Source organism: Mycolicibacterium flavescens (genome assembly GCF_001722335.1).
In the GTDB taxonomy this organism is placed as follows: Bacteria; Actinomycetota; Actinomycetes; order Mycobacteriales; family Mycobacteriaceae; genus Mycobacterium; species Mycobacterium flavescens.
In genome coordinates, this window is sequence record NZ_MIHA01000015.1 from 15,561 (window position 1) to 39,019 (window position 23,459).

A 23,459-nucleotide genomic window follows, 5' to 3' on the forward strand; every position below is an offset into this window, starting at 1 on the left:
CGATCCGGGGTTCGGTAGCCTGATCCGCATGTCTGTGGTGAAGATCAACGCAATCGAGGTCCCGCCCGACGCCGGCCCGGAGCTGGAGAAACGGTTCGCCAACCGGGCGCATGCCGTCGACAACCAGCCCGGATTCCTCGGCTTCCAGCTGCTGCGCCCCGTCAAGGGTGAGAACCGCTACTTCGTGGTGACGCAGTGGGAGTCCGAAGAGGCGTTCCAGGCGTGGGCGACGGGCCCGGCCATCGAGGCTCACAAGGGTCAGGCGGCCAACCCGGTGGCCACCGGCGCGTCGCTGCTCGAGTTCGAGGTAGTTCTCGACGTTGCAGGCGCCAGTCGCTGAGCGCAGGCGCAACGCTCGGCGCGCGATCGGTTTGACGGTCGTGGCCGCGCTGGTCACGCTGACCGGCTGCGGCGCCGAGACCGCGCGCCCCGCCGACGCCGCCTACGGGGTGCCGATCGAGATCAACACACCGCAGGGACTGCGCGCCAAGCAGACGCTGGACATGCTCAACTCCGACTGGCCGATCGGCCCGGTCGGGGTGGGCACGCTGGCGGCGCCCGACGAGGTCGACGCGGTCACCGCGAAGCTCGACCGGATCTGGTGGGACCGCCCGTTCGCGGTCACCGATGTGCAGATCGGTGCGGCCCAGGCCACGGTTGCGGTGCGCAACAGCTACGGCGTCGACCAGGAGATCGAGTTGCACACCGACGACGGCGGCATGGTCGACGAACTCGATGTCAAGCTGCTGCCGCCGAAGATCGAGAAGTGGTCCGACATCGACGCCGAGATCACGAAATCCGGTGCGCGGTACTCGTATCAGTTCTCCAAGGTTTCGCCGGACAACACGCGCTGCGACGTCGTCGCCGGCACCAACACCGACCTGTCGCTGCCGCTGGCGTCGATCTTCAAGCTCTACGTCCTGCTCGCGGTCGCCGACGCGGTGAAGGCGGGCACGGTGAAGTGGACCGATCCGCTGACCATCACCAAGGAGGCCAAAGCCGTCGGCTCGGCCGGTCTCGAGGAATTGCCGCCGGGGTCCGAAGTACCGGTGAGAACCGCTGCGCAACAGATGATCTCGGCCAGCGACAACATGGCGACCGATCTGCTGATCAAGCGGTTGGGGCCCGGCGCGGTGGAACGCGCACTCGTCGCCGCCGGCCATCACGACCCGGCCAGCATGACGCCGTTCCCGACGATGCACGAGCTGTTCTCGGTCGGCTGGGGCCAGCCGGATCTGCGTGAGCAGTGGCGAAGGGCGGTCGAGCAGGGCAGCCAGCAGGTGCGTGCCCAACTGCTCAAGCAGACCAATGCCCGCCCCTACGAACCGGATCCGAAGCGCACCCACACGCCGGCCTCGAACTACGGCGCCGAGTGGTACGGCAGCGCCGCCGACATCTGCCGCGTGCACCTCGCGCTGCAGCGGGCGGCGGTCGGCGAGGCCGCGCCGGTGCGCGAGATCCTTTCGGCCATACCGGGAATCGATGTGGACCGGTCGAAGTGGTACTACATCGGCGCCAAGGGCGGAAACCTGCCCGGCGACCTGACGTTCAGCTGGTACGCCGTCGACCACACCGGTCAGGCCTGGGTGGTGAGCTTCCAGCTCAACTGGCCGAGCTACCGCAGCCCGACGGCGGCGGGGTGGCTGCTGTCGATCGTGCATCAGGCCTTCGACCTGGTGCCGGTCTGATCAGCGATTGGATCTGACGGTCCACGCGTGCCCGCGGAAGTGCATCACCGTGCGGCTCACCGGCGCAATGTCCATGCGCCAGAACGACTTCGCCGGCGCGTCCAGCACGATGAGAATCGCCGCGCGGATCACGGCCGGGTGGGTGACCGCGACCAGCCTGCCGTGCCGGGCGGACACCGAGTCCAGCCATTCGCGGACCCGCCCGATCAGGTCGACCACCGCTTCACCGCCGTGCGGCGCCCTGGTCGGATCGGTCAACCAGACCGCCAGGTCGGCGGGCAGCACACCGCCCAGCACGTCGCCGCGCCACCGGCCGCAGTCCAGGTCGGCCAGCCGGGTGTCGACCTCGGCCGCCAATCCGAGCAGTTCGGCGGTCTGGCGGGTCCGTTTCTCCGGCCCGCAGTACGCCGCGTCCACGGTCCCGAGCTCGACGGACGCGTCGGCCTGCCGGTGGCCGACCGGGTTGAGTGGCTCGTCGGTGGGGAAGCGTCCGGCCGACATCGCGTCGGTCATCGCATGTGACACGAGTGTCAGCCGGACGACCTCACTCACGCAGGCAGACTCTCCCGCCGGCGCTCGAGCAGCTTGGCCGCCATCGCGCCGAAGGCCAACGCAATCGTCGTGTAGATGACGACCTGGGTGCCCAGCGAGTAGAGCCGGAACTCGTAGAGCACGTCGGCCGGGAAGCCCTCGTAGACGATGGTTCCGGCGTCGTCGACCAGCGGGCCCGGGGTTTCCTGGATGCCGGGCAGCACCAGCATCAGCACCGCGACGGCCACGAGGTAGGCGCCCGCCGCGGCCAGCGTGGCGTTCCACGTCCCGAGCTTGCGCACCAGTTGCCTGCCCAGGTACACCGCGCCGACCAGCAGTGCGGCCGACAGCACGACCATCAGCAGGTACAGCAGCGTGCGCTGACGGATGGTCTCGTCCAGGCTCAGCGCCGGCGGGCTCGCGGGGTACTTGAGCGTTGGCACGATGTACAGGCTGATCAGCATTCCGGCCGCGATGTACACCGACAGCAGCCGCGCCGAGATGTTACCCACCCGGCCGTAGGCCACCGCGAACACGACCGCGAAGATCGCCGCGATCGCGAGGCTGAAGAGCAGCACACCGAGTCCCATGCCGATGTTCATCTGCACGGCGCGGTCGAAGCCGCCGCCGTGGTCGTGGCCGTGTCCGTGGGCGGCGTCGGCGTGGGCCGTCATCGCCTCATGCGCGGCGCCGACACCCTCCTCGTATCCGATCGCGAGGTCGATCTGCGGTTCGACGAAGATCCGGGCGAAGACGAAAGCCAGCACGCCGGCCAAGGCGCCGGCCAGCAGGCCGCGCCAGATGATCTGCTTTTCCATGTTCGGTTATCTCCTGCCGGTCGCTCAGTGGCAGGGGAAGCCGAGGAGGTGGCGGGCGTCGTGCACGAACTCGTGGATCGTGGTGTTGTCGGCGCCGAACACCGACGTCGCGCCCTGGTCGATCCCGATGAAGTACAGCACCAGCAGCGCCAGAAAAGCGGTGCCGGACAACCAGACAGCGGCTCCGGTCGCCGAGACGTCCAACGCGGGGGCAACGCTCTTGCGAGCTCCGGGAGAGGTCATGTCCAATCCTTTCGGGGTTCAGCGCCCCTTTTTCAGATACCTGCGGCGGACGTCGGGTCTGACTATCACAGTGGCGCGACCGTTCTGGAGTCTCACCAGATTCCGCCGCCCGCCGATAACATCGCACATCCTAACCAGCCGGTCCAGCGGAACGGCAGGTACATGGCAAAAAGCGGGCGGCCACCCCTTTCGGGGGACCGCCCGCTCTTGTCGCTCGGTTTACTCGGCGCTCGCGGCTCCGGCGGCTCCGGCCTGAGCCAGGTCCGGCTCCTCGACCTTGGCCGGCTTCTTGGTGCCCTTGAACGTGAAGACGGCGTCCTCACCGGCGCTCTCGCCGTCCCAGCCTTCGACGTCGACCGTGATGAGCTGGCCGGGCCCGATCTCGTCGAACAGGATCTTCTCCGACAGCTGGTCCTCGATCTCACGCTGGATGGTGCGCCGCAGCGGCCGCGCACCGAGCACGGGATCGAACCCGCGCTTGGCCAGCAGCGCCTTGGCCTGATCGGTCAGCTCGATGGCCATGTCCTTGGCCTTGAGCTGCGTGGCGACCCGGCTGACCATCAGGTCCACCATCTGGATGATCTCGTCGCGAGTCAGCTGGTGGAACACGATGATGTCGTCGATGCGGTTGAGGAACTCCGGCCGGAAGTGCTTCTTGAGCTCGTCGTTGACCTTCTGCTTCATCCGCTCGTAGTTGTTCTCGCCGCCACCCTGGGTGAAGCCGAGCCCGACGGCCTTGCTGATGTCGGAGGTGCCGAGGTTCGAGGTGAAGATCAGCACGGTGTTCTTGAAGTCGACCGTGCGACCCTGACCGTCGGTCAGGCGGCCGTCCTCGAGCACCTGCAGGAGGCTGTTGTAGATCTCCTGGTGTGCCTTCTCGATCTCGTCGAACAGCACCACGCTGAACGGCTTGCGGCGCACCTTCTCGGTGAGCTGACCGCCCTCCTCGTAGCCGACGTAACCCGGAGGGGCACCGAACAGCCGCGAGGCGGTGAAGCGGTCGTGGAACTCGCCCATGTCGATCTGGATGAGCGCGTCGTCCTCGCCGAACAGGAAGTTGGCCAGCGCCTTGGACAGCTCGGTCTTACCGACACCGGACGGGCCGGCGAAGATGAACGAGCCGGACGGGCGCTTGGGGTCCTTCAGACCGGCGCGGGTGCGGCGGATCGCCTTGGAGACGGCCTTGACGGCGTCCTCCTGGCCGATGATCCGCTTGTGCAGCTCCTCCTCCATGCGCAGCAGCCGAGTGGTCTCCTCCTCGGTCAGCTTGAACACGGGGATGCCGGTCCAGTTGCCGAGCACCTCGGCGATCTGCTCGTCGTCAACCTCGGCCACGACGTCGAGATCGCCTGAGCGCCACTGCTTCTCACGCTCGGCACGCTGCGCGACGAGCTGCTTCTCCTTGTCGCGCAGGCTCGCGGCCTTCTCGAAGTCCTGCGCGTCGATCGCGGACTCCTTCTCCCGGCGCGCGTCGGCGATCTTCTCGTCGAACTCGCGCAGGTCCGGCGGAGCGGTCATCCGGCGGATGCGCATCCGGGCGCCGGCCTCGTCGATCAGGTCGATCGCCTTGTCCGGCAGGAACCGGTCGTTGATGTAGCGGTCGGCCAGCGTGGCGGCCGCGGCGATGGCGCCGTCGGTGATCGAGACGCGGTGGTGCGCCTCGTAACGGTCGCGCAGACCCTTGAGGATCTCGATGGTGTGCGCGACGGTCGGCTCACCGACCTGCACCGGCTGGAAGCGGCGCTCCAGCGCGGCGTCCTTCTCGATGTACTTGCGGTACTCGTCGAGCGTGGTGGCGCCGATGGTCTGCAGCTCGCCGCGGGCCAGCTTCGGCTTCAGGATGCTCGCGGCGTCGATCGCGCCCTCGGCGGCACCCGCACCGACCAGCGTGTGCAGCTCGTCGATGAACAGGATGATGTCGCCGCGGGTGTTGATCTCCTTGAGCACCTTCTTCAGGCGTTCCTCGAAGTCACCGCGGTAGCGGCTGCCCGCGACCAGCGAGCCGAGGTCCAGCGTGTAGAGCTGCTTGTCCTTCAGCGTCTCGGGCACGTCGCCGTGCACGATGGCCTGCGCGAGGCCTTCGACGACGGCGGTCTTGCCGACGCCGGGCTCGCCGATCAGCACCGGGTTGTTCTTGGTGCGACGGCTCAGCACCTGCATGACCCGTTCGATTTCCTTCTCACGGCCGATGACGGGGTCGAGCTTGCCCTCCATCGCGGCGGCGGTCAGGTTGCGGCCGAACTGGTCGAGCACCAGCGAGGTGGACGGGTTGCCCGCCTCGCCGCCGCGGCCGCCGGTACCGGCCTCCGCGGTCTCCTTGCCCTGGTATCCGCTCAGCAGCTGGATGACCTGCTGGCGCACCCGGGTGAGCTCGGCGCCGAGCTTGACCAGCACCTGCGCCGCGACACCTTCACCCTCGCGGATGAGGCCGAGCAGGATGTGCTCGGTGCCGATGTAGTTGTGGCCCAGCTGCAGCGCTTCGCGCAGCGACAGCTCCAGCACCTTCTTGGCACGCGGCGTGAACGGGATGTGGCCCGACGGCGCCTGCTGGCCCTGGCCGATGATCTCCTCGACCTGGCTGCGCACGCCTTCCAGCGAGATGCCCAGCGACTCCAGCGACTTGGCGGCTACGCCTTCGCCCTCGTGAATAAGTCCCAACAGGATGTGCTCGGTGCCGATGTAGTTGTGGTTGAGCATCCGGGCCTCTTCCTGGGCCAGGACGACGACCCTGCGGGCACGGTCGGTGAATCTCTCAAACATCGGTGGTTACCTGCTCTCCATCAATAGGTCGGCGCCACGCGCGTCCCGATGTGTCCGAGCTACGCATTGCACCTGCCGTCCACTCTAATGGGCGGCGGTCCCCGGTGCCCCGCCTGCCGGTCCGCTCTGAGCGGACAAGCCGAGACACCGATCCCGCGTCGGGGTGAATACCCGACGCATATGCATTAGCAACGCAGCTGACGCGGATTTCGTTTCCCGGGTCGGCGCCGGCGGGTTCGCGGCTAGCGAACACCGCCCGACAGCCAACGAATTGATTGCCGAGCGAAATGGCGGATCTACGTCGCGGCGTGGAAAGCGTCGATCACATCGGCCGGAATGCGCCCGCGGGTGGACACATTGTGGCCGTTGCGGCGCGCCCATTCGCGGATCGCGGCGCTCTGCTCGCGGTCGATCGCCGCCCGGCCGCGGCCCGAACCGGCCGAGCGGCCACGTCGACGGCCACCGACCCGGCGGCCGGCCTCGACCCACTGTTTCAAATCATTACGCAACTTCGCCGCATTCTTCGACGAAAGGTCAATCTCGTAGCTGACACCGTCCAGCCCGAATTCAACCGTCTCGTCAGCCGCCCCTTCGCCGTCGAAATCATCGACCAACGTAACGGTCACTTTCTTAGCCATTGACCCACACGCCCTTCTGCACGGCACTTGATCCGCAATAAATCTCGAACCCCCGCGACCAATGTGCCATATATGCGGACGCTATTCAACAAGATCGATGTCGGGCAGTTCAGTTGCCGTGGCGCCGAACAATCGGGAACAAAACCGTCTCCCTAATCGACAGGCCCGTCAGGGCCATCAACAACCTGTCGATACCCATTCCGGTACCTGTCGACGGCGGCATCGCGTACTCGAGGGCCGCCAGGAAATCCTCGTCGAGCACCATTGCCTCGTCGTCGCCGGCGGCCGCCGCTCTGGCCTGCGCCTCGAAACGTTCCCGCTGTATTACCGGGTCGATCAGCTCGGAGTAGCCGGTCGCCAGCTCGAAACGGCGGATGTAAAGGTCCCATTTCTCGGTGACCCCGGCGATACTGCGGTGTTCGCGGGTCAAAGGTGTTGTCTCGACCGGGAAATCACGCACGAAAGTGGGGGCCCAAAGCTTATCGCCGACCGTGTGCTCCCACAGTTCCTCGACCAATTTCCCGTGCCCGTAGCCGCGGTCGCGGGGAATCTCGACGCCGAGTCGTTCCGCAATTGCCCACAACTTGTCAGCGGAAGTTTCCGGTGTGATCTCTTCGCCCAGCGCCTCGGAAAGTGACGGATACATTTCCACCGACTGCCATTCGCCGTCGAGATCGTAGACAGTGCCATCGGCCAGTGGCACTTGCCTGGTTCCGATCGCCTCGTCGGCAACCTCTTGAATAAGCTCACGCGTCACAACGGCGGAATCGTCGTACGTGCCGTACGCCTGATATGTCTCCAACATCGCAAATTCCGGCGAATGTGTGGAATCGGCACCTTCGTTTCGGAACACGCGATTCAACTCGAAGACACGCTCGAATCCACCGACCAGCGCGCGCTTGAGGAACAGTTCCGGTGCGATGCGCAGGTACAGGTCGGTGTCGAGCGCATTCGAATGCGTCACAAAAGGACGCGCCGCCGCACCGCCGGCGATGGTTTGCAGCATCGGCGTTTCGATTTCCAGGAACCCGCGCCGCTCCAGCGCCGAGCGCACCGCCCGCACCACCGCCACACGCTGGCGGGCGATGGTCCTGGCCTCGGGTCGCACGATGAGGTCGACGTAGCGCTGCCGCACCCGCGCCTCCTCGCTCATCTCCTTGTGCGCGACGGGTAGCGGCCGCAACGCCTTGGAGATGATCTGCCAGGAATCGGCAAGCACGGAAAGTTCGCCACGACGGGAACTGATCACCTCACCGTGAACGAACACGATGTCACCGAGGTCGACGTCGGCCTTCCACGCGTCCAGCGATTCCTGCCCGACCTTGTTGAAGCTGAGCATCGCCTGCAGTTGGGTGCCGTCGCCTTCCTGCAGGGTCGCAAAGCACAGCTTGCCGGAGTTGCGCGCGAACATCACCCGCCCGGCCACCCCGACGACGGTGCCGGTCTCGGTGTCGGCGGGCAGGTCCGGGTAGCTCTCGCGGATCTGCGCCAGCGAGTGCGTGCGCGCGACCTCGACCGGGTACGGGTGCCGCCCCTCGGCCAGCAGCCGCTCGCGTTTGGCCTGACGGATCCGGTACTGCTCCGGAATGTCGGGCTCGGAGTCCGCGGCGGCGGCGGTCTGGCGTTCATCAGGTTCGGTCACGTCGTGCCAGCTTAAATGAACTCATGGCGGGCCCCATCAACGCAGCGGCGGTGGCCGCGCTCGACGACGTACCGCTGGACTGGAGATTCAAGGGTCTGCCTGCGGGGTGGTGGGGCAGCACCGCCGCCCAGCTGCGTGCCCGGCGGCCGGATCTGTTCGGCGAGGGCGCGGTCGGCCCGGTGTGCGTATTGGACGCCAGGGCGCTGGAGCACAACCTCGCGGCGATGGCGACGTGGTGTGCCGCCTGCGGTGTCGAGCTCGCCCCGCACGGTAAGACCCACATGGCGCCGCAGCTGCTGGCCCGCCAGTTCGAGGCGGGCGCCACCGCGGTCACCGTCGCCACCATCAGCCAAGTGCGGGTGTGGCGGGCGTTCGGGGTCCGCGACGTGATCCTGGCCAATGAACTGGTCGATGACGCCGGATTGCGTTGGCTCGCAGGTGAACTGAACACCGACCCGGATTTCGGGCTGATCTGCTGGGCGGATTCGGTGGCGGGGGTGGCCGCGATGACGGCAGCGCTCGAGTCCGCCGACCGCGCGGTCGACGTGTGCGTCGAGGTCGGTATGCCCGAGGGGCGCACCGGCTGCCGCGATCGGCGCGACGTCGACGAGGTGGCGCGGGCGGTGGTGGCATCCCCGCGGCTGCGCCTGGTCGGGGTGGCCGGTTACGAGGCGGCGCTGGGCCACGACGTCAACCCCGCCGGGCTCGCGCGGGTGCGGTCGTATCTGGCCGAGATGCGGGCCGCGGTGCTGCGGCTGGGCCCACTGTTCGAGACCGACCGCGTGATCGCGACCGCGGGCGGCAGCACCTACTTCGACGAAGTGGCCGACGCGCTGACCGACTGGCCCGCCGGATTGCCGGTGCGCACCGTGCTGCGCAGCGGGTGCTATCTCACCCACGACGACGGGCTGTACCGGCGCACGTCACCGCTGCGCGAGGCGTTGCGCCCGGCGCTGAGCGTGTGGGCGCAGGTGATGTCGCGGCCGCAACCCGACCTGGCGCTGCTGACGATGGGCCGCCGCGACGTGTCGTTCGACCAGGACATGCCGGTGCCACGCGCGCTGCCCGCGGCCCGGGTGACCAAGCTCAACGACCAGCACGCCTACCTGAGGCTCGGCGGGCAGAGTGTGGGGGTCGGCGACTGGGTGCAGTTCGGGATCTCGCATCCGTGCACGGTTTTCGACAAGTGGCCGATGATCCCGATGCTCGACCACGACGGCCGCGTCGTCGAGTTGATCCGGACGTTCTTCTAGACCGAGATGCCCTTCTTGACGCGGCCGCGTTGGCTGTCGCGGTTGCGGTCGAACACCAGCCGCAGCCCGTCGAGCGTCAGGTGCCGGTCGTAGTCGGCGACGGTGTGCACATCGGGCAGCACCAGCGGCGCGGTGTGCCCGGTGGCCACGACGACGGCGTTGTCGCCGTCGAATCCGTCGACGTCCTCGCGGATCCGGTTCACCAGGCCGTCCACCAGCCCGGCGAACCCGAACACCGCGCCGGACTGCATGCATTCGACGGTGTTCTTGCCGACCACCGAACGCGGCCTGGTGAGCTCGACGCGACGCAGCCCCGCCGACCGCGCGGCCGCGGCGTCGGAGGACACCTGGACGCCGGGAGCGATTGCGCCGCCGAGGAATTCACCCTTGGCCGAGACCACGTCCACGCAGATCGACGAGCCGAAGTCGACGACGATCGCCGCGCGACCGTACTTGTGGTACGCGGCGAGGCAGTTGACGATCCGGTCCGCGCCGACCTCCTTGGGGTTGTCGACCAGCAACGGGATGCCGGTCCGCACCCCCGGCTCGATCAGCACGTGCGGCACCGACGGCCAGTACTGCTCGAGCATGACGCGGACCTCGTGCAGCACCGAGGGCACCGTCGACAGCCCGGCCGCGCCGGTCAGCCGTTCGGAGTCGTCGCCGATCAGCCCGTCGATGGTCAACGCCAGCTCGTCGGCAGTGACCTCGGGTTCGGTGCGGATACGCCAGTGCTGCACCACTTTCGCGTGATCTCCGGTACCCGAGATCAACCCGACGATGGTGTGGGTGTTGCGGACGTCGATCGCCAGAAGCATGGTGGCCGCCTATCGCGGCGACATGAGCTCGGCGGCGTCCGCGGGCACGAATGCGGGGTCGTGGCCGAGGTCCACCTGACGGTTGTCGGCGTCGACGAACACGATCCGCGGCTGGTACTCACGCGCCTCGGCGTCTTCCATCGTGCCGTAGGCGATCAGGATCACCAGATCGCCGGGATGGATGAGATGCGCTGCGGCGCCGTTGATCCCGATCACCCCGCTGCCGCGTTCACCGGTGATCGCGTAGGTGACCAGGCGCGCGCCGTTGTCGATGTCGACGATCGTCACCTGCTCACCTTCGAGCAGGTCGGCAGCGTCCATCAGGTCGGCGTCGATGGTCACCGAGCCGACGTAGTGCAGGTCGGCCTGCGTCACCGTGGCCCGGTGGATCTTGGACTTCAGCATCGTTCGTAACATCAGTTCCTCCAGGGCAGTTCGTGTTCGTCGAAGGGGACCTCCGGACCGGGCCCGGACGGCACCCCGATGTCGATGGCGATGTTGTCGAGCAGTCGGGTGCGGCCCAACCGGCCGGCGATCAGCATGCGGGCCGCGCCTACCGTGGGCGCCGGTCCGAGCATCGGGTCGCGGATCTCCAGGTAGTCCAGTTCGATCGTCGGCACCGCCTCGAGGACCGCTCGCGCCGCGTCCAGCGCCGCCGCGACGCCCTCCCCCGCCGCGTACATTCCGGCCAGCAGTGCGGCCGACAGCGCTCCGGCGTTCTCGCGCTGCTCGTCGGTGAGGTACCGGTTGCGCGACGACATCGCCAGCCCGTCGGCTTCGCGCACGATCGGCACACCGGCGATCTGCACGTCGAGGTTCAGGTCGGCGACCATCTGCCGGATCAACGCCAGCTGCTGGTAGTCCTTTTCGCCGAAGAACGCGCGGTCCGGGCGCACGATGTTCAGCAGTTTGAGTACGACGGTCAGCACACCGGCGAAATGCGTTGGGCGGACCGCGCCTTCGAGTTCGGTGCCCAGCGCACCGGGCTGCACCGCGGTGCGGGTCCCGTCGGGGTACATGTCGGCGGCGGTGGGTGTGAACGCGATGTCGACGCCTTCGGCGCGCAGCGCGGCCAGGTCGTCCTCGAGGGTGCGGGGGTAGGCGTCGAGGTCTTCGTTCGCGCCGAACTGCAGCGGGTTGACGAAGATCGACACCACCACGACCGCGCCGGGCACCCGTCTGGCCGCGCGGATCAACGTCAGGTGGCCTTCGTGCAGGGCACCCATCGTGGGCACCAGCATCACGCGCCGGCCCGTGGCACGCAGCGCCTTGGTGACCGCCGAGACGTCGGCCGGCCGCGAGTACACGTTCAGCTCACCGGCGGTGAACTGCGGTGCACGTGTGGTTGTCATCGTTGTTCTCCTGGGCCGGTCAGTGCCGCGAATACCTCGGCGGGAGCGTGCGCCCGTTGAGCCGTGCGCAGCGAGTTCGCCCGATACGCTTGCGCCGATTCGGGGTTCACCTCTGTCAGGGCGGCCAGATGGGCCAGCACCGCGGCGGCGTCACCGCGGGCGACCGGGCCGGTCAGCGCCGCCTGCCCGCGTTGCAGCGCGTTCTCCAGCGAGGCGCGGGCCAGCGGTGCGACGACGCGTTCGGCGATGCCGCCGGGAGCGTCACCGACGATCTCCTGGCCCAGCAGTTCCTGACCCCACAGCGCCGCGCGCAGCGCCTCGACGGCGTCGAGCAGCACGGTCACCAGGTGGTTGCTCGCGTGGGCCAGCGCGGCGTGATACAGCGTGCGGGCGTCCTCGCGGACCCGGAACGGTTCACCGCCGATCTCGAGCACCAGCGACTGGCCGATCGCGTAGCCGACCTCGTCGGCCGCGGTGATCCCGAAGCAGGTGTCGGCCAGCCGGTCGATGTCCTCGTCGGAGCCGGTGAACGTCATCGCCGGGTGGATCGCCAGCGGGACGCAGCCCTGCTCGGTCAGCGGAGCGAGGATGCCGACGCCGTTGGCCCCGGAGGTGTGCACGACGATGGTGCCGGGCCGGACCGCGTTGGTGGCGGCCAGTCCGGTGACCAGTTCGGGGAGCACCGCGTCGGGAACGGCGAGCAGCAGCAATTCGGCGCGGCCGGCGACCTCGTCGACCGGCAGCACGGCGGTGTCGGGAAGCCGGCGCTGCGCCCGGTCGCGCGAGGCCCGCGAGACAGCGCTGCACGCGATCACGACATGTTCGGCGCGTTCCAGCGCGACGCCCAGCGCGGACCCGACCCGACCTGCGGAAACGACACCCACCGAGAGCCGCGCAGGGCGGAATCCGTCGGGCGTCGACATGCGAAGTGACCTCGCTGAAGTCAATGGTTTCTACGTTCCGGTCCCGCGGTGCGGGTACCGGACGGCCGCTGAAAGCCTAACTCACTCTTCGCGGCGCCTTCGACGCCCGCCCGGTGTCGGGTTTGCCTGCAACCGCGCGAGCAGCTCGGCGACCGACTGACCGCCGGTGTCGGTGTCGTCGGCGCTGCGGCGCCGGGGACGCTCGGGCGGCGGTTCGGGAGCCGCCTCGGGCGCCGGGGCGGAATGGCGTCCGCGGCGCGGTTCGGCGGGTGGTTCCGGGGGTGGCCCGTCGTCGCCGGGTTCGGGCGCGCGTCGCCGTCCGACGTATTCCTCGGCCGCGGCCGGACGCACCCAGTTGCTGCCGGGGGTGCCGGGCGGCAGCCACTGTCCTTCCGCCGGTGCGGGTTGCCAGTCCGAGGCCGCCGGTTCCGGCTGTGGTGGCGGAGGCGGCGGCGGTGGCGGGGGCGGAGTCCATGCCGGTGCGACCGGTTCGGGACGGGCGACCGGTTCGGGCGGGGGCGGCGGCTGCGCCGGCGGGGGCGGTGGTGGTGGTGGTGGTGGAGGAGGCGGGGGTGGTGGTGGAGCAGGTGACGACCACGGCGAGGGGCCTTCGGCTGCGTGCCTGCGCGCTTCGCGCTCGACGTCGGCGGCGCGTCGGTGCGCACCGCCGCCCGCGCCCACCGATGTCCAGTCCTGTTCGGGCGGTTGAGGTTCGGCGGGGACGTCGATGATGGGGCTTTCCTCGGTGTGCAGGTCGACGTCCGGGGTGAAGTGGTCGGCCCGGAAGTCGGGCTCCGGCGGGTAGTCGTCGATGCGGCTGCTGGTCACGCGGCCCGTCGTCTCCGAATCGCCGGCCCAGTCGCGGTAGGCCCGCACCGTGGTGCGTTCGGTCTCGAGCGCCGGTCGGTGCGACAGGTCGGCGTCGAACAGGATCTCCAGGTTGGCCCGCAACGCCGCCAGCTCCGCGCGCAGCGCGGCCGCCTCGTCGGCGGCCTGCGCGCGTACCTCTCCGGCCAGCTCGCGGCGCAGCTGGCTCTCCAGCGACAACTCGTATTCGCGCCGCGCGGCGATCTCGCGGTCCAGCTGCAGGTCGTAGACGAGTTTGAGGTCGCGGACCTTGGCCGCGTCCACGTCGCTCTGCCGTCGGTAGATGACCGAGACGAACGCGCCGACGACCGCCGCCCACAGCGCGAGGATGACCGCGAGCTTGAGCAACTCGACCCGATCGGTGAACACCAGCGCGCAGCTGGCCGCGATTGCGAGCACCAGCAACGCGGTCAGCAGCATCCATCCCGGCCGGCGGCCGCTGCGCCGGGACCGGGCGCTGCGACTCGGATCGGTCATGGGGGCGACTGTACCTAACACAGGTCATTCCGCGTGTCGACCTCATCGGCGATTCGACCGGCGGACCTGGAGAATCGGCTAATCCGTTGCCCCGTCGGCATTCTCCGGCGGCTCGTCGGGCGATTTGCAGCAATGTTGCAACCACAGCGCCGCGACGACGAGGGCCAGCGCGCAGGCCGCGGCAACGACCGTGCCCGCGGTGTCGTCGGCCGCGACACGCATCGTCGAGCGGCGCGGCAACAGGTAGACCAGAACGCCGACCCACCAGCCGAGCACCGGCGCGCCCACCCACGCCGACGCCTTGGCGATCACCACCGACCGCGCGACGGCCAGCGGGTGCACGCGGCCCGACCCGACCCCGATCTCGCCGTCGTTGATCTTGTTGCGGATGTAGAACCCCCAGGCGGCTTCGGCGGCGGCGACCGCCAGCAGCGAGACGCCCGTCCACAGCGTGATCGGCGGGAACCAGCGGTAGAGCAGGAGCAGCGCCAGGTAGCCGGCGACGGCGGTGGTCACCGCGGCGACCGCCAGGTCGCGTTTGCGGGTCGGTCCCATCAGCGCAGCACCAGGTCGGTGCGCCGGACACCGTTGCGTTCGGCCGCATCCAGCGCGGCGATCAGGTCGTCGACCCGGCGCACCCGGCCGTCGACGGACAGCACGGCGTCGGGTTCCACCGCCAGCCAGGGCACCAGCACGAACGCGCGCTCGTGTGCGCGCGGGTGCGGCAGCGTGAGGGTCTCGTCGTGCGAGATCACCTCGCGGCCGTCGGCGCGGCAGGCGACGATATCGACGTCGAGCGTGCGCGGGCCCCACCGCCGGGCGCGCACCCGCTCGGCGGCCTGTTCGAATTCGTGTGCGCGGCGCAGCCATCCGGGGGCGTCGAGCGCGTCGTCCTCGGCGACGACGACGGCGTTGAGGAACGGTCCCTGCTCGACCCCGCCCCACGGCGCGGTCTCGTACACCGGCGACACCTCGCGCACCGCGTCGCCGAGCCCGTCGACCACCGAACGCAGCATCGCCAACCGGTCCCCGAGGTTGGAGCCGATGGACAGCACCGCGCGGGTCATGCGCCCTCACCGCGGGACCGCCGGGCGACCACCGCGACGTCGGCGAACGTCAGCGGGATCGGCGCCGACGGTTTGTGCACGACGACCTCGACCTCGTCGACCCGCTCGTCGGACATCACGCCGTCGGCGATCTCGGCGGCCACGGTCTCGATCAGGTCGCGCGGCGGTCCGGCGACGATGTCGGCGGCGCGCTGGGCCAACTGGCCGTAGTCCAAAGTGTGTGTCAGGTCGTCGGTGCGCGCGGCCTGCCGCAGGTCGGTCCACACCGTGATGTCGATGACGAAGTCCTGCCCGTCGCGGCGTTCGTGCTCGTAGACCCCGTGGTGGCCACGCACCCGCAGTCCGCGCAGTTCGATCCGGTCGCTCATGTTCAACTCCCCCGCCCGGCCGTCCACGCCTCGGCCACTTTGATCGCGTCGACAGAGGCGCGCACGTCGTGCACCCGCACACCCCACGCGCCGTGCAGTGCGGCCAGCGCGGAGATCACCGCGGTCGCGGTCTCGCGGCCGTCCGGTGGTCGCGGCGCGCCGTCGGCGCCGGCCAGCAGGGTGCCCAGGAACCGCTTGCGCGACGCCCCGACCAGAACCGGGATCCCGGTGCCGACGAACGCGTCGAGCGCGTGCAGCAGCGCCCAGTTGTGCTCACCGGTCTTGGCGAAGCCCAGGCCGGGATCGATCACCAGGTTGGCCTGGTCGACTCCGGCGGCCACCGCGGTGTCGACCGCGGCGAGCAGTTCGGCGCGCACCTCGGCGACGACGTCGCCGTAGTCGGGCACCCGGTGCGGCTGCTGCGCGTCGAGCCTGCGCCAATGCATCAGTACCCAGGGCACCTTCGCGTCGGCGAGCAACGGTGCCATCTGAGGATCGGCGCGTCCGCCGGACACGTCGTTGACGATGTGCGCACCGTTTTCCAGCGCGGCGCGCGCCACCTCGGCGTGCATGGTGTCGATGCTGACGACGACGCCCGCGGCGGCGAGCTCCCGGACGACCGGCAACACCCGCGACTTCTCGACCTGCGGGTCGATCCGGGTGGCGCCGGGCCGGGTGGATTCGCCGCCCACGTCGACGATCGCCGCACCGTCGGCGACCAGTTCCAGACCGTGCTCGACGGCGCGGTCACGGTCGAGGAACAACCCCCCGTCGGAGAAGGAGTCGTCGGTGACGTTCACGACTCCCATGACTCGCACCTGCGTTCGCGACGGGACCATGGGGTTCAGGTGTTCACTTCCGCAGGATGAGATCCAGCGCCTCGGCTCGGGATGCCTTGTCGGTCTTGAACTGTCCGCGCACGGCCGAGGTGGTGGTGATGGCGCCCTGCTTGCGGATCCCGCGCATCGCCATGCAGAGGTGCTCGGCCTCGATGACGACGATCGCCCCACGCGGGTTGAGTTTGCGCATCATCGCGTCGGCGATCTGACCGGTCAGCCGTTCCTGCACCTGCGGCCGCTTGGCGTACAGGTCGACCAGGCGGGCGATCTTGGACAGGCCGGTGACCCGCCCGTCCACCCCCGGGATGTAGCCGACGTGCGCGAAACCGTGGAACGACACCAGGTGGTGCTCGCAGGTCGAGTACATCGGGATCTGCTTGACCAGGACCAGTTCGTCGTGCTGCTCGTCGAAGGTGGTGTCCAGCACCGAATCCGGATCGGTGTAGAGCCCGGCGAACAATTCCTTGTACGCCCGCGCCACCCGGGCGGGCGTGGCTTCCAGCCCGTGCCGGTCGGGGTCCTCACCGACCGCGATCAGCAGTTCGCGGACCGCGGCCTCGGCGCGCGGCTGGTCGAACTTCGCCGGGTTGAAATGAACCTGGTCGTTGACAGCGGTGTGCTGCGTCAATGGAGCCCCTCCTGTTGCACCTGCCGGCCGGTCAGTGCCGGTTGTTGTCCTGACCCTGATCCTCGTTGGGATTGTGCTGGCCACCCTGCGGTGAACCCTGCTGCGGGTAGGGCTGATACGGCGGGTACGGCTGGGGCTGTTGCCATCCCTGCGGTGGTGGATACCAGTAGCCGTGCGGCTGCTGGGCCGGCTGCTGCTGGTGATGCGGCTGCTGCTGCTGGGGCGGCTGCTGAGGCGGCCAACCCGGCGCGTGCCAGCCCGCGGGCGCGCCGTAGTCCGGCTGGGTCGGGGCGGGTGCGGCGGCGCCGTTGCCGTTGGCGCCGTTCTGCCGGCCCTCGGCCCCCCTGGTGGCCTCGGCGGCCTTGCTGGCCGCGGCGATCGCGGCCTTGAACGCCGGCTCGGGCGCGGGTTTCGGCCACTCCTCGCCACGTTCGATGGCCAGCTCGCCGGGCGTCTTGATCGGCGGCTTGTCCGACGGCACGCGGCCGCCGAAGTCGTCGAACATGGTCAGCCGCGGGCGCTTCTTCACCTCACCGAAGATCGCTTCGAGTTCGGCGCGGTGCAGCGTCTCCTTCTCCAGCAGTTCGCCGGCGAGCACGTCGAGCACGTCGCGGTACTCGGTGAGGATCTCCCACGCCTCGGTGTGCGCGGCCTCGATCAGCTTGCGGATCTCGTCGTCGATGATCTGCGCGACCTCGTGCGAGTAGTCCGGTGAGGTGCCCATCGTGCGGCCCAGGAACGGGTCGCCGTGCTCGGTGCCGTAGCGCACCGCGCCCAGCTTGGAGCTCATGCCGTACTCGGTGACCATCGCGCGGGCGATCTTGGTGGCCTGCTCGATGTCGGACACCGCGCCGGTGGTGGGCTCGCGGAACACCAGTTCCTCGGCGGCCCGGCCGCCCATCGCGAACACCAGCCGGGCGATCATCTCCGAGCGGGTCATCAGACCCTTGTCGTCCTCGGGCACCGCGACCGCGTGGCCGCCGGTGCGTCCGCGGGCCAGGATCGTCACCTTGTAGATCGGCTCGATGTCGGGCATCGCCCACGCCGCCAGCGTGTGACCGCCTCCGTGGTAGGCGGTGATCTTCTTCTCCTGCTCGCTGATGATGCGGCTCTTGCGGCGCGGCCCACCGACGACGCGGTCGACGGCCTCCTCGAGCGCGAGGCCGGTGATGATCGTGCCGTTCTCGCGGGCGGTCAGCAGCGCAGCCTCGTTGATCACGTTGGCCAGGTCCGCGCCGGACATGCCGACCGTGCGCTTGGCCAGCCCGTCGAGGTCGGCGTCGTCGGCGATCGGCTTGCCCGCCGAATGCACCTTCAGCACGGCGCGGCGGCCGGCGAGGTCGGGACTGGTGACCGGGATCTGCCGGTCGAACCGGCCCGGCCGCAGCAGCGCGGGGTCCAGGATGTCGGGGCGGTTGGTCGCCGCGATCAGGATGACGCCCTGGCGGTCGCCGAAGCCGTCCATCTCGACGAGCAGCTGGTTCAGCGTCTGCTCGCGTTCGTCGTGGCCGCCGCCCATACCGGCGCCGCGCTGGCGGCCGACCGCGTCGATCTCGTCGACGAAGATGATGCTGGGGCTGTTCTGTTTGGCCTGCTCGAACATGTCGCGCACCCGAGAGGCGCCGACGCCGACGAACATCTCGACGAAGTCCGAGCCGGAGATCGTGAAGAACGGCACCCCGGCCTCACCGGCCACCGCGCGGGCCAGCAGCGTCTTGCCCGTGCCGGGCGGTCCGTAGAGCAGCACACCCTTGGGGATCTTCGCGCCCAGCGCCTGGTAGCGGCTCGGGTTCTGCAGGAAGTCCTTGATCTCGTAGAGCTCTTCGACCGCCTCGTCCGCACCTGCGACGTCGGCGAAGGTGGTCTTGGGCATGTCCTTGGTGAGCTGCTTGGCCTTGGACTTGCCGAAGCCGAAGCCCATCCGGCCGCCGGTCTGCATGCGGGAGAACATCACGAACAGGGCGACCAGCAGCAGCAGCGGCAGCAGGTAGATCAGCAGCGAGCCGAGCATGCTGCCCTGGTTGACGACGGTGTTGGTGGCCGCGCCCTTGGCCTGCAGGGCGTCGAACAGCGTCGCACCGTACCCGGTCGGGTACTTGGTGATGATCTTGTCGCTGTCCTCGGTCTCGCCGTTGCCGTTCTTCAGATCCAGCCGCAGCTGTTGTTCCCGGTCGTCGATCTGCGCGCTCTTGACGTTGTCGCTGTTGATCTGCGCGACAGCGACCGTGGTGTCCACAGGTTTGTATCCGCGCGTGTCGTCACTGAAGTAGTAGAACGACCAACCCAGCAGCAGCACGACCGCGATCACGGTCAGCGTGCGGATCACATTTTTCCGATTCATCAACTATCCGTCGTCGTCCGGCCGCGCCCGGCCGTGCAGTTCTGATGTGCGTAGTTCTGATGTGCGCAGCTCAATAGTTCAGGCTACCGCTAGACCAACGAACCGAGGTTCCCGACGGTGCTCACCCCGGGCGGTCATGATGGGGGCGTGACCGCGACCGAGCGCTTCGTCGAGACCAACGGTGTGCGGCTGCGGGTGCTGGAGGCGGGCCGCCGCGGCGCACCGCTGGTGGTCCTCGCCCACGGCTTCCCCGAACTGGCGTTCTCGTGGCGCCATCAGATCCCGGCGCTGGCCGAGGCGGGCTTTCATGTGCTGGCCCCCGATCAGCGCGGCTACGGCCGCTCGTCGGCTCCCGAGGCGGTCGAGGCTTACGACGTGGTCGCGCTGTGCGGTGACGTGGTCGGCCTGCTCGACGACGTCGGTGCGGAGAAGGCCGTGATCGTCGGACACGACTTCGGCGGGGTGGTGGCGTGGGCGGCGCCGCTGCTGCACCCGGACCGGTTCGCCGGCGTGATCGGGGTGAGCGCACCGCCGGTGCCGCGGTCGCGGGTGCCGACGACGCAGGCGTTCCGGCGCATCTTCGGCGAGAAGTTCTTCTATGTCCTCTACTACCAGCAGGTGGGCCCGGCCGACGCCGAGCTCAACCGTGACCCGGCGACCAGTATGCGCAAGCTGTTCGCCTCGACCGCCGAGAGCAGCGGCGGGCTGGTGGCCGAGCAGATGACCCGGCCGGGCCCGGAGGGGTTTCTGGCCCGGCTGCCCGACCCCGGCGGTCTGCCCGAGTGGATCAGCGACGACGAGTTCGACGTCTATGTCACCGAATTCACCCGCACCGGGTTCACACCCGCGCTGAACTGGTACCGCTGCTTCGACCGCAACTGGGAACTGACCGCCCCGGAACGCCTACCCGCGGCCACCATCGCCGTGCCTGCCATGTTCGTCGGCGGCAGCGAGGACCCGACGCTGGCCTACACGCCGCGCCACCGCGCCCGCGAGATCGTCGTCGGCGAATACCGCGAAGTGTTGATCGACGGTGCCGGACACTGGGTTCCGCAGGAACGGCCCGCCGAGGTGAACGCCGCGCTGGTCGAGTTCCTGACGCGATCGCAATGGTGAACGTCTTGATCCGCGCGGCGGCGGTAGGGTGCCAGCCATGCCTTTCGCAGCGCGGGTCAAGACGCCCACCCGAGTCCTAGCCGCCGCGGCGCTGGGTCTGATCGCTGTCCTGGCGGGTTGCGACGCGTCGCCCAGCCCGATCGTCTCCGGCAGCGACACCGAGGTCCGCCAGGTCACCGTCGTGGGATCCGGCGAGGTGCAGGGCACCCCGGACACTCTGACGATCACCGCGGCGATGGAGGTCACCGGGCCCGACGCGGCCGCCGCGCTGAACCAGACCAGCCAGTTGCAGCGCGGTGTGATCGACGGCCTGGTCGACGATGCCGGCATCGACCGCAAGGACATCAACACCTCGCAGGTCAGCGTGCAACCGCAGTACGCCGGTCCCGGCGGTGGGCCCAACATCGCCGGCTACCAGGCGTCGAACACCATCGACATCAAGGTCCGCGAGCTCAACAACGCGGCGCGGGTGTTCGACATCATTGCCGGCACCGGCGGAAACGCGACCCGGATCAACAACGTCACCCTCGGCATCGAGGACGACTCGCAGCTGGTCCGCGAGGCCCGCGCGCGGGCGTTCAACGACGCCAAGAGCCGCGCCGAGCAGTACGCGCTGCTGGCCGAACTCGATCTCGGCAAGGTCATCTCGATCTCGGAGGTGCCGTCGTCGTCGCCGCCCACCCCGTACCCGGGCGCCCGCGGCGGCGCGGCCGAGATGGCGTCGGTGCCGATCGAACCCGGTCAGCAGACCGTCGGGTTCAACGTGACGGTGGTCTACGAGCTGACCTGACCCGCCGAGCAGACGCAAAATGCCCCATTTGCGCGGGTTTTCCGGGCACTTCGCGCCTGCTCGCGCGCGGACTCAACCCGCCGGCGCGATGTCGACCGGGATCCCGTTGAGCACCGCGGTACCCGACAGCGGGTCCAGCACGCCGCCGTCGTTGAGCTGGTTGACGTTCACTCCGGGCTGACCGGCCGCCAGCCGCTGCCCGGTGCCGTCGCGGTCGTGCCCCCAGCCGTGCGGCAGCGACACCACACCGCGGCGCATGCCCGGCGCCAGCTCGATCGGCGCCAACAGTTCCCCGCCGGGACCCTTGACGACGGCGGTGTCGGTCAGCCCGAGATCCGCCGCGTCGTCGGGATGGATCTGCAGCGTGCACCGGTTCGACCCGCCGGCCAACGCGGGCAGGTTGTGCATCCAGCTGTTGTTGGAGCGCAGATGTCGCCTGCCGATCAGCACGAACCCGTCGCTGCGCGCGCCCAGCGCATCCCGCAGCCGGGCGGCGTCGTCGATCAGCTGGTGCGGCGCGAGTTCGACTCGGCCCGTTGGGGTTCGCAGCACCTCGGCCAGCCGCGGCCGCAGCGGCCCGAGGTCGACGCCGTGTGGCGCGTCCTTGAGCTTGGCCAGCGTGAGACCGTCGGGCCGGGTGCCGAACGCGTCGCCGTAGGCGCCGAGCCGCAGCATCATGTCGAGGCGCCGCTCGTAGCCGGGACCGGCGGTCAGCATCGCGACCAGTTCGTCGACAGCGCGGCCGGCGACCGGTGACTGCGGGTCGGCGGTCTCCTTGGCCAGCGTCGCCGCGATCACCTGCTCGTCGACCAGCGCCGGATCACCCTCTACCCCAACGCCGTAGAACACCAGCGCGATCCGCGACAGGATCTCGGCCTCGTCCGGGCGGCCGTCGAGCGGCAACGCGGGCGGCGAATAGCGGGCGTTGTTGCGCACCGCGAGCGCGTTGAGCGCCAGGTCGAAGTGCGCGCTGCGCGACGGCGGAGGCGGCGGCAGGATGACGTCGGCGTGCCGGGTCGTCTCGTTGAGGTAGGGGTCGACGCTGAGCATGAACTCGACGCCGGCGAGCGCCTTGTCGAGGCGGTCGCCGTCGGGCGCCGACAGCACGGGGTTGCCCGCGATCGTGATGACCGCCTTGATCTGACCGTCGCCGGGGGTGTCGATCTCCTCGGCGAACGCCGCGGCCGGAAACTCCGAGAGCGCTTCGGGATACCCCGACACCCGGCTGCGCCAGCGCCCGATCGCGAAGCCGCGGCCCGGTTTCGGCGGTCGCGGTGCAGGCGCGATCGGCGAGAGCGGGAACATCGCGCCGCCCGGCCGGTCCAGGTTGCCGGTGAGGATGTTCACGACGTCGACCAGCCAGCTGCCCAGCGTGCCGAACTCGACCGTGGAGGTGCCGATCCGGCCGTAGACCGCCGCCGACGGCGCCGCGGCGATCTCGCGGGCCAGCGTGCGGATGTCCTCGGCCGGCAGCCCGCAGTGGTCGGCGACCACGTCGGGGGAGAAGTCCGCTGCGAGTGCCGCGACCTCTTCGACGCCGTTGACGTGGCCCGCGAGGTGTTTGAGGTCCACGAGGTCCTCGTCGAACAGCACATGCACGACGGCCAGCAGCAGCGCCGCGTCGGTGCCGGGCCGCGGCGCGAGATGCCGGTCGGCCAGCGCGGCGGTGCGGGTGCGCGCAGGGTCGATGACGACCAGCCGGCCGCCGCGTTTGCGCAGCGCGCGCAGCTTGCCGGGGAAGTCCGCCGCGGTCGCCAGGCTGCCGTTGGACACCAGCGGGTTCGCGCCGATGACGACGAGGTAATCGGTGCGGTCGAGGTCGGGCACCGTGAACGCGACCGGGCTGCCGAACATCAGGCCCAGCGCGACGTGCTTGGGCATCTGGTCGAGCGTGCTCGCCGAGTACACCTGTCGGGTGCCCACCGCCTTGACCAACACCGGCGTGTACAGCCCGCCGGCGACGGTGTGTGCGTTCGGGTTGCCCAGGTAGAGCCCGACCGAGGCGCCGCCGTGCTCGGTGATCACCCGCTGGAGCCCCTCGGCGGCCGCGGCGAACGCCTCGTCCCAGCCGACCTCGGTCAGCACCCCGTCGCGGCGCACCAGCGGCGCGCTCAGCCGGTCGGGGTCGTTGTCAAGTTCGGCGAAGCTCGCGCCCTTGGGGCAGATGAAGCCGTGGCTGAACACGTCGTCCAGATCGCCGCGCGCCCCGGTCACCCGGCCGTCGTCGATGGTCAGGGTCAACCCGCAGGTCGCCTCGCAGAACGGGCAGATGCGCAGCGCGGTGTCGCTCATGCCCTCAT

23 protein-coding genes are annotated in these 23,459 nt (G+C 69.4%); 5 read left to right on the forward strand and 18 right to left on the reverse strand.

All coding sequences use genetic code 11. The annotated features are described in order from the left end of the window. The first annotated feature begins 28 nt into the window (after positions 1 to 28). On the forward strand, positions 29 to 340 hold the full coding sequence (mhuD, locus tag BHQ18_RS19320) for a mycobilin-forming heme oxygenase MhuD (protein ID WP_069415273.1): 312 nt from the start codon (positions 29 to 31) through the stop codon (positions 338 to 340). After that, the gene (locus BHQ18_RS19325; protein WP_205866142.1) at positions 321 to 1,688 is read left to right on the forward strand and encodes a serine hydrolase; all 1,368 of its coding nucleotides are present in this window, start codon (positions 321 to 323) and stop codon (positions 1,686 to 1,688) included. The genes mhuD and BHQ18_RS19325 overlap by 20 nt, the downstream gene beginning before the upstream one ends. On the opposite strand, the gene BHQ18_RS19330 is transcribed toward BHQ18_RS19325, so the two are convergent. The 6 genes from BHQ18_RS19330 to lysS form a co-directional block, all read right to left on the reverse strand. Beyond that, entirely contained in the window at positions 1,689 to 2,240 is a 552-nt protein-coding gene (locus BHQ18_RS19330) for a histidine phosphatase family protein (RefSeq protein ID WP_069415275.1), read from the reverse strand. Then, on the reverse strand, positions 2,237 to 3,037 hold the full coding sequence (locus tag BHQ18_RS19335; protein ID WP_069415276.1) for a CbtA family protein: 801 nt from the start codon (positions 3,035 to 3,037) through the stop codon (positions 2,237 to 2,239). Before BHQ18_RS19335 ends, BHQ18_RS19330 begins: the two co-directional genes overlap by 4 nt. A gap of 24 nt (positions 3,038 to 3,061) precedes the next feature. Continuing rightward, a complete protein-coding gene (locus BHQ18_RS19340) occupies positions 3,062 to 3,280 on the reverse strand; it encodes a CbtB domain-containing protein (RefSeq protein WP_069415277.1) in 219 nt (72 codons plus the stop codon). 219 nt (positions 3,281 to 3,499) lie between these two features. After that, on the reverse strand, positions 3,500 to 6,040 hold the full coding sequence (gene clpC1, locus BHQ18_RS19345; protein WP_069415278.1) for an ATP-dependent protease ATP-binding subunit ClpC: 2,541 nt from the start codon (positions 6,038 to 6,040) through the stop codon (positions 3,500 to 3,502). A gap of 296 nt (positions 6,041 to 6,336) precedes the next feature. After that, a complete protein-coding gene (gene lsr2 / locus BHQ18_RS19350) occupies positions 6,337 to 6,678 on the reverse strand; it encodes a histone-like nucleoid-structuring protein Lsr2 (protein WP_059101678.1) in 342 nt (113 codons plus the stop codon). 109 nt (positions 6,679 to 6,787) lie between these two features. Further along, on the reverse strand, positions 6,788 to 8,320 hold the full coding sequence (gene lysS / locus BHQ18_RS19355) for a lysine--tRNA ligase (protein WP_069415279.1): 1,533 nt from the start codon (positions 8,318 to 8,320) through the stop codon (positions 6,788 to 6,790). 23 nt (positions 8,321 to 8,343) lie between these two features. Here lysS and BHQ18_RS19360 point away from each other — a divergent pair, with 23 nt between their 5' ends. Next, positions 8,344 to 9,573 carry an alanine racemase gene (locus tag BHQ18_RS19360; RefSeq protein WP_069415280.1) on the forward strand — a complete coding sequence of 410 codons (1,230 nt, stop codon included), beginning with the start codon at positions 8,344 to 8,346 and terminating at the stop codon, positions 9,571 to 9,573. Here the strand turns inward: BHQ18_RS19360 and BHQ18_RS19365 are convergent. From BHQ18_RS19365 to ftsH, 11 genes are all read right to left on the reverse strand, one after another. Next, positions 9,570 to 10,391, reverse strand: coding sequence for a type III pantothenate kinase (locus tag BHQ18_RS19365; protein WP_069415281.1), 822 nt, complete (start codon positions 10,389 to 10,391; stop codon positions 9,570 to 9,572). The genes BHQ18_RS19360 and BHQ18_RS19365 overlap by 4 nt on opposite strands. A 9-nt stretch (positions 10,392 to 10,400) precedes the next feature. Next, positions 10,401 to 10,808, reverse strand: coding sequence for an aspartate 1-decarboxylase (gene panD / locus BHQ18_RS19370; RefSeq protein WP_069415282.1), 408 nt, complete (start codon positions 10,806 to 10,808; stop codon positions 10,401 to 10,403). Further along, positions 10,808 to 11,743, reverse strand: coding sequence for a pantoate--beta-alanine ligase (gene panC, locus BHQ18_RS19375; protein ID WP_069415283.1), 936 nt, complete (start codon positions 11,741 to 11,743; stop codon positions 10,808 to 10,810). The genes panD and panC overlap by 1 nt, the downstream gene beginning before the upstream one ends. Continuing rightward, on the reverse strand, positions 11,740 to 12,666 hold the full coding sequence (locus BHQ18_RS19380; protein WP_069415284.1) for a Rossmann-like and DUF2520 domain-containing protein: 927 nt from the start codon (positions 12,664 to 12,666) through the stop codon (positions 11,740 to 11,742). Before BHQ18_RS19380 ends, panC begins: the two co-directional genes overlap by 4 nt. Before the next feature lie 81 nt (positions 12,667 to 12,747). After that, the gene (locus tag BHQ18_RS19385) at positions 12,748 to 14,010 is read right to left on the reverse strand and encodes a DUF6779 domain-containing protein (protein WP_069415285.1); all 1,263 of its coding nucleotides are present in this window, start codon (positions 14,008 to 14,010) and stop codon (positions 12,748 to 12,750) included. Positions 14,011 to 14,088: 78 nt separating this feature from the next. Continuing rightward, a complete protein-coding gene (locus BHQ18_RS19390) occupies positions 14,089 to 14,565 on the reverse strand; it encodes a DUF3180 domain-containing protein (RefSeq protein WP_069415286.1) in 477 nt (158 codons plus the stop codon). Continuing rightward, positions 14,565 to 15,077 carry a 2-amino-4-hydroxy-6-hydroxymethyldihydropteridine diphosphokinase gene (gene folK, locus BHQ18_RS19395; RefSeq protein ID WP_069415287.1) on the reverse strand — a complete coding sequence of 171 codons (513 nt, stop codon included), beginning with the start codon at positions 15,075 to 15,077 and terminating at the stop codon, positions 14,565 to 14,567. The genes BHQ18_RS19390 and folK overlap by 1 nt, the downstream gene beginning before the upstream one ends. Beyond that, on the reverse strand, positions 15,074 to 15,445 hold the full coding sequence (folB, locus tag BHQ18_RS19400; protein WP_069415379.1) for a dihydroneopterin aldolase: 372 nt from the start codon (positions 15,443 to 15,445) through the stop codon (positions 15,074 to 15,076). Before folB ends, folK begins: the two co-directional genes overlap by 4 nt. A gap of 2 nt (positions 15,446 to 15,447) precedes the next feature. Next, positions 15,448 to 16,263: a dihydropteroate synthase gene (gene folP / locus BHQ18_RS19405; RefSeq protein WP_443678411.1), complete on the reverse strand. Its 816-nt coding sequence runs from the start codon at positions 16,261 to 16,263 to the stop codon at positions 15,448 to 15,450. A gap of 34 nt (positions 16,264 to 16,297) precedes the next feature. After that, complete coding sequence (gene folE, locus BHQ18_RS19410; RefSeq protein WP_069415289.1) at positions 16,298 to 16,912, reverse strand: GTP cyclohydrolase I FolE; 615 nt, start codon at positions 16,910 to 16,912, stop codon at positions 16,298 to 16,300. A 31-nt stretch (positions 16,913 to 16,943) separates the two neighbouring features. Continuing rightward, on the reverse strand, positions 16,944 to 19,253 hold the full coding sequence (gene ftsH / locus BHQ18_RS19415) for an ATP-dependent zinc metalloprotease FtsH (protein ID WP_069415290.1): 2,310 nt from the start codon (positions 19,251 to 19,253) through the stop codon (positions 16,944 to 16,946). Between the two features lie 147 nt (positions 19,254 to 19,400). Between ftsH and BHQ18_RS19420 the strand changes: the two genes are divergently transcribed. Beyond that, the gene (locus BHQ18_RS19420; protein ID WP_069415291.1) at positions 19,401 to 20,369 is read left to right on the forward strand and encodes an alpha/beta fold hydrolase; all 969 of its coding nucleotides are present in this window, start codon (positions 19,401 to 19,403) and stop codon (positions 20,367 to 20,369) included. 37 nt (positions 20,370 to 20,406) lie between these two features. Continuing rightward, positions 20,407 to 21,159: an SIMPL domain-containing protein gene (locus BHQ18_RS19425; RefSeq protein ID WP_069415292.1), complete on the forward strand. Its 753-nt coding sequence runs from the start codon at positions 20,407 to 20,409 to the stop codon at positions 21,157 to 21,159. A 72-nt stretch (positions 21,160 to 21,231) separates the two neighbouring features. On the opposite strand, the gene BHQ18_RS19430 is transcribed toward BHQ18_RS19425, so the two are convergent. Then, positions 21,232 to 23,451, reverse strand: coding sequence for a molybdopterin-dependent oxidoreductase (locus BHQ18_RS19430; protein ID WP_069415293.1), 2,220 nt, complete (start codon positions 23,449 to 23,451; stop codon positions 21,232 to 21,234). Positions 23,452 to 23,459: the final 8 nt, after the last annotated feature.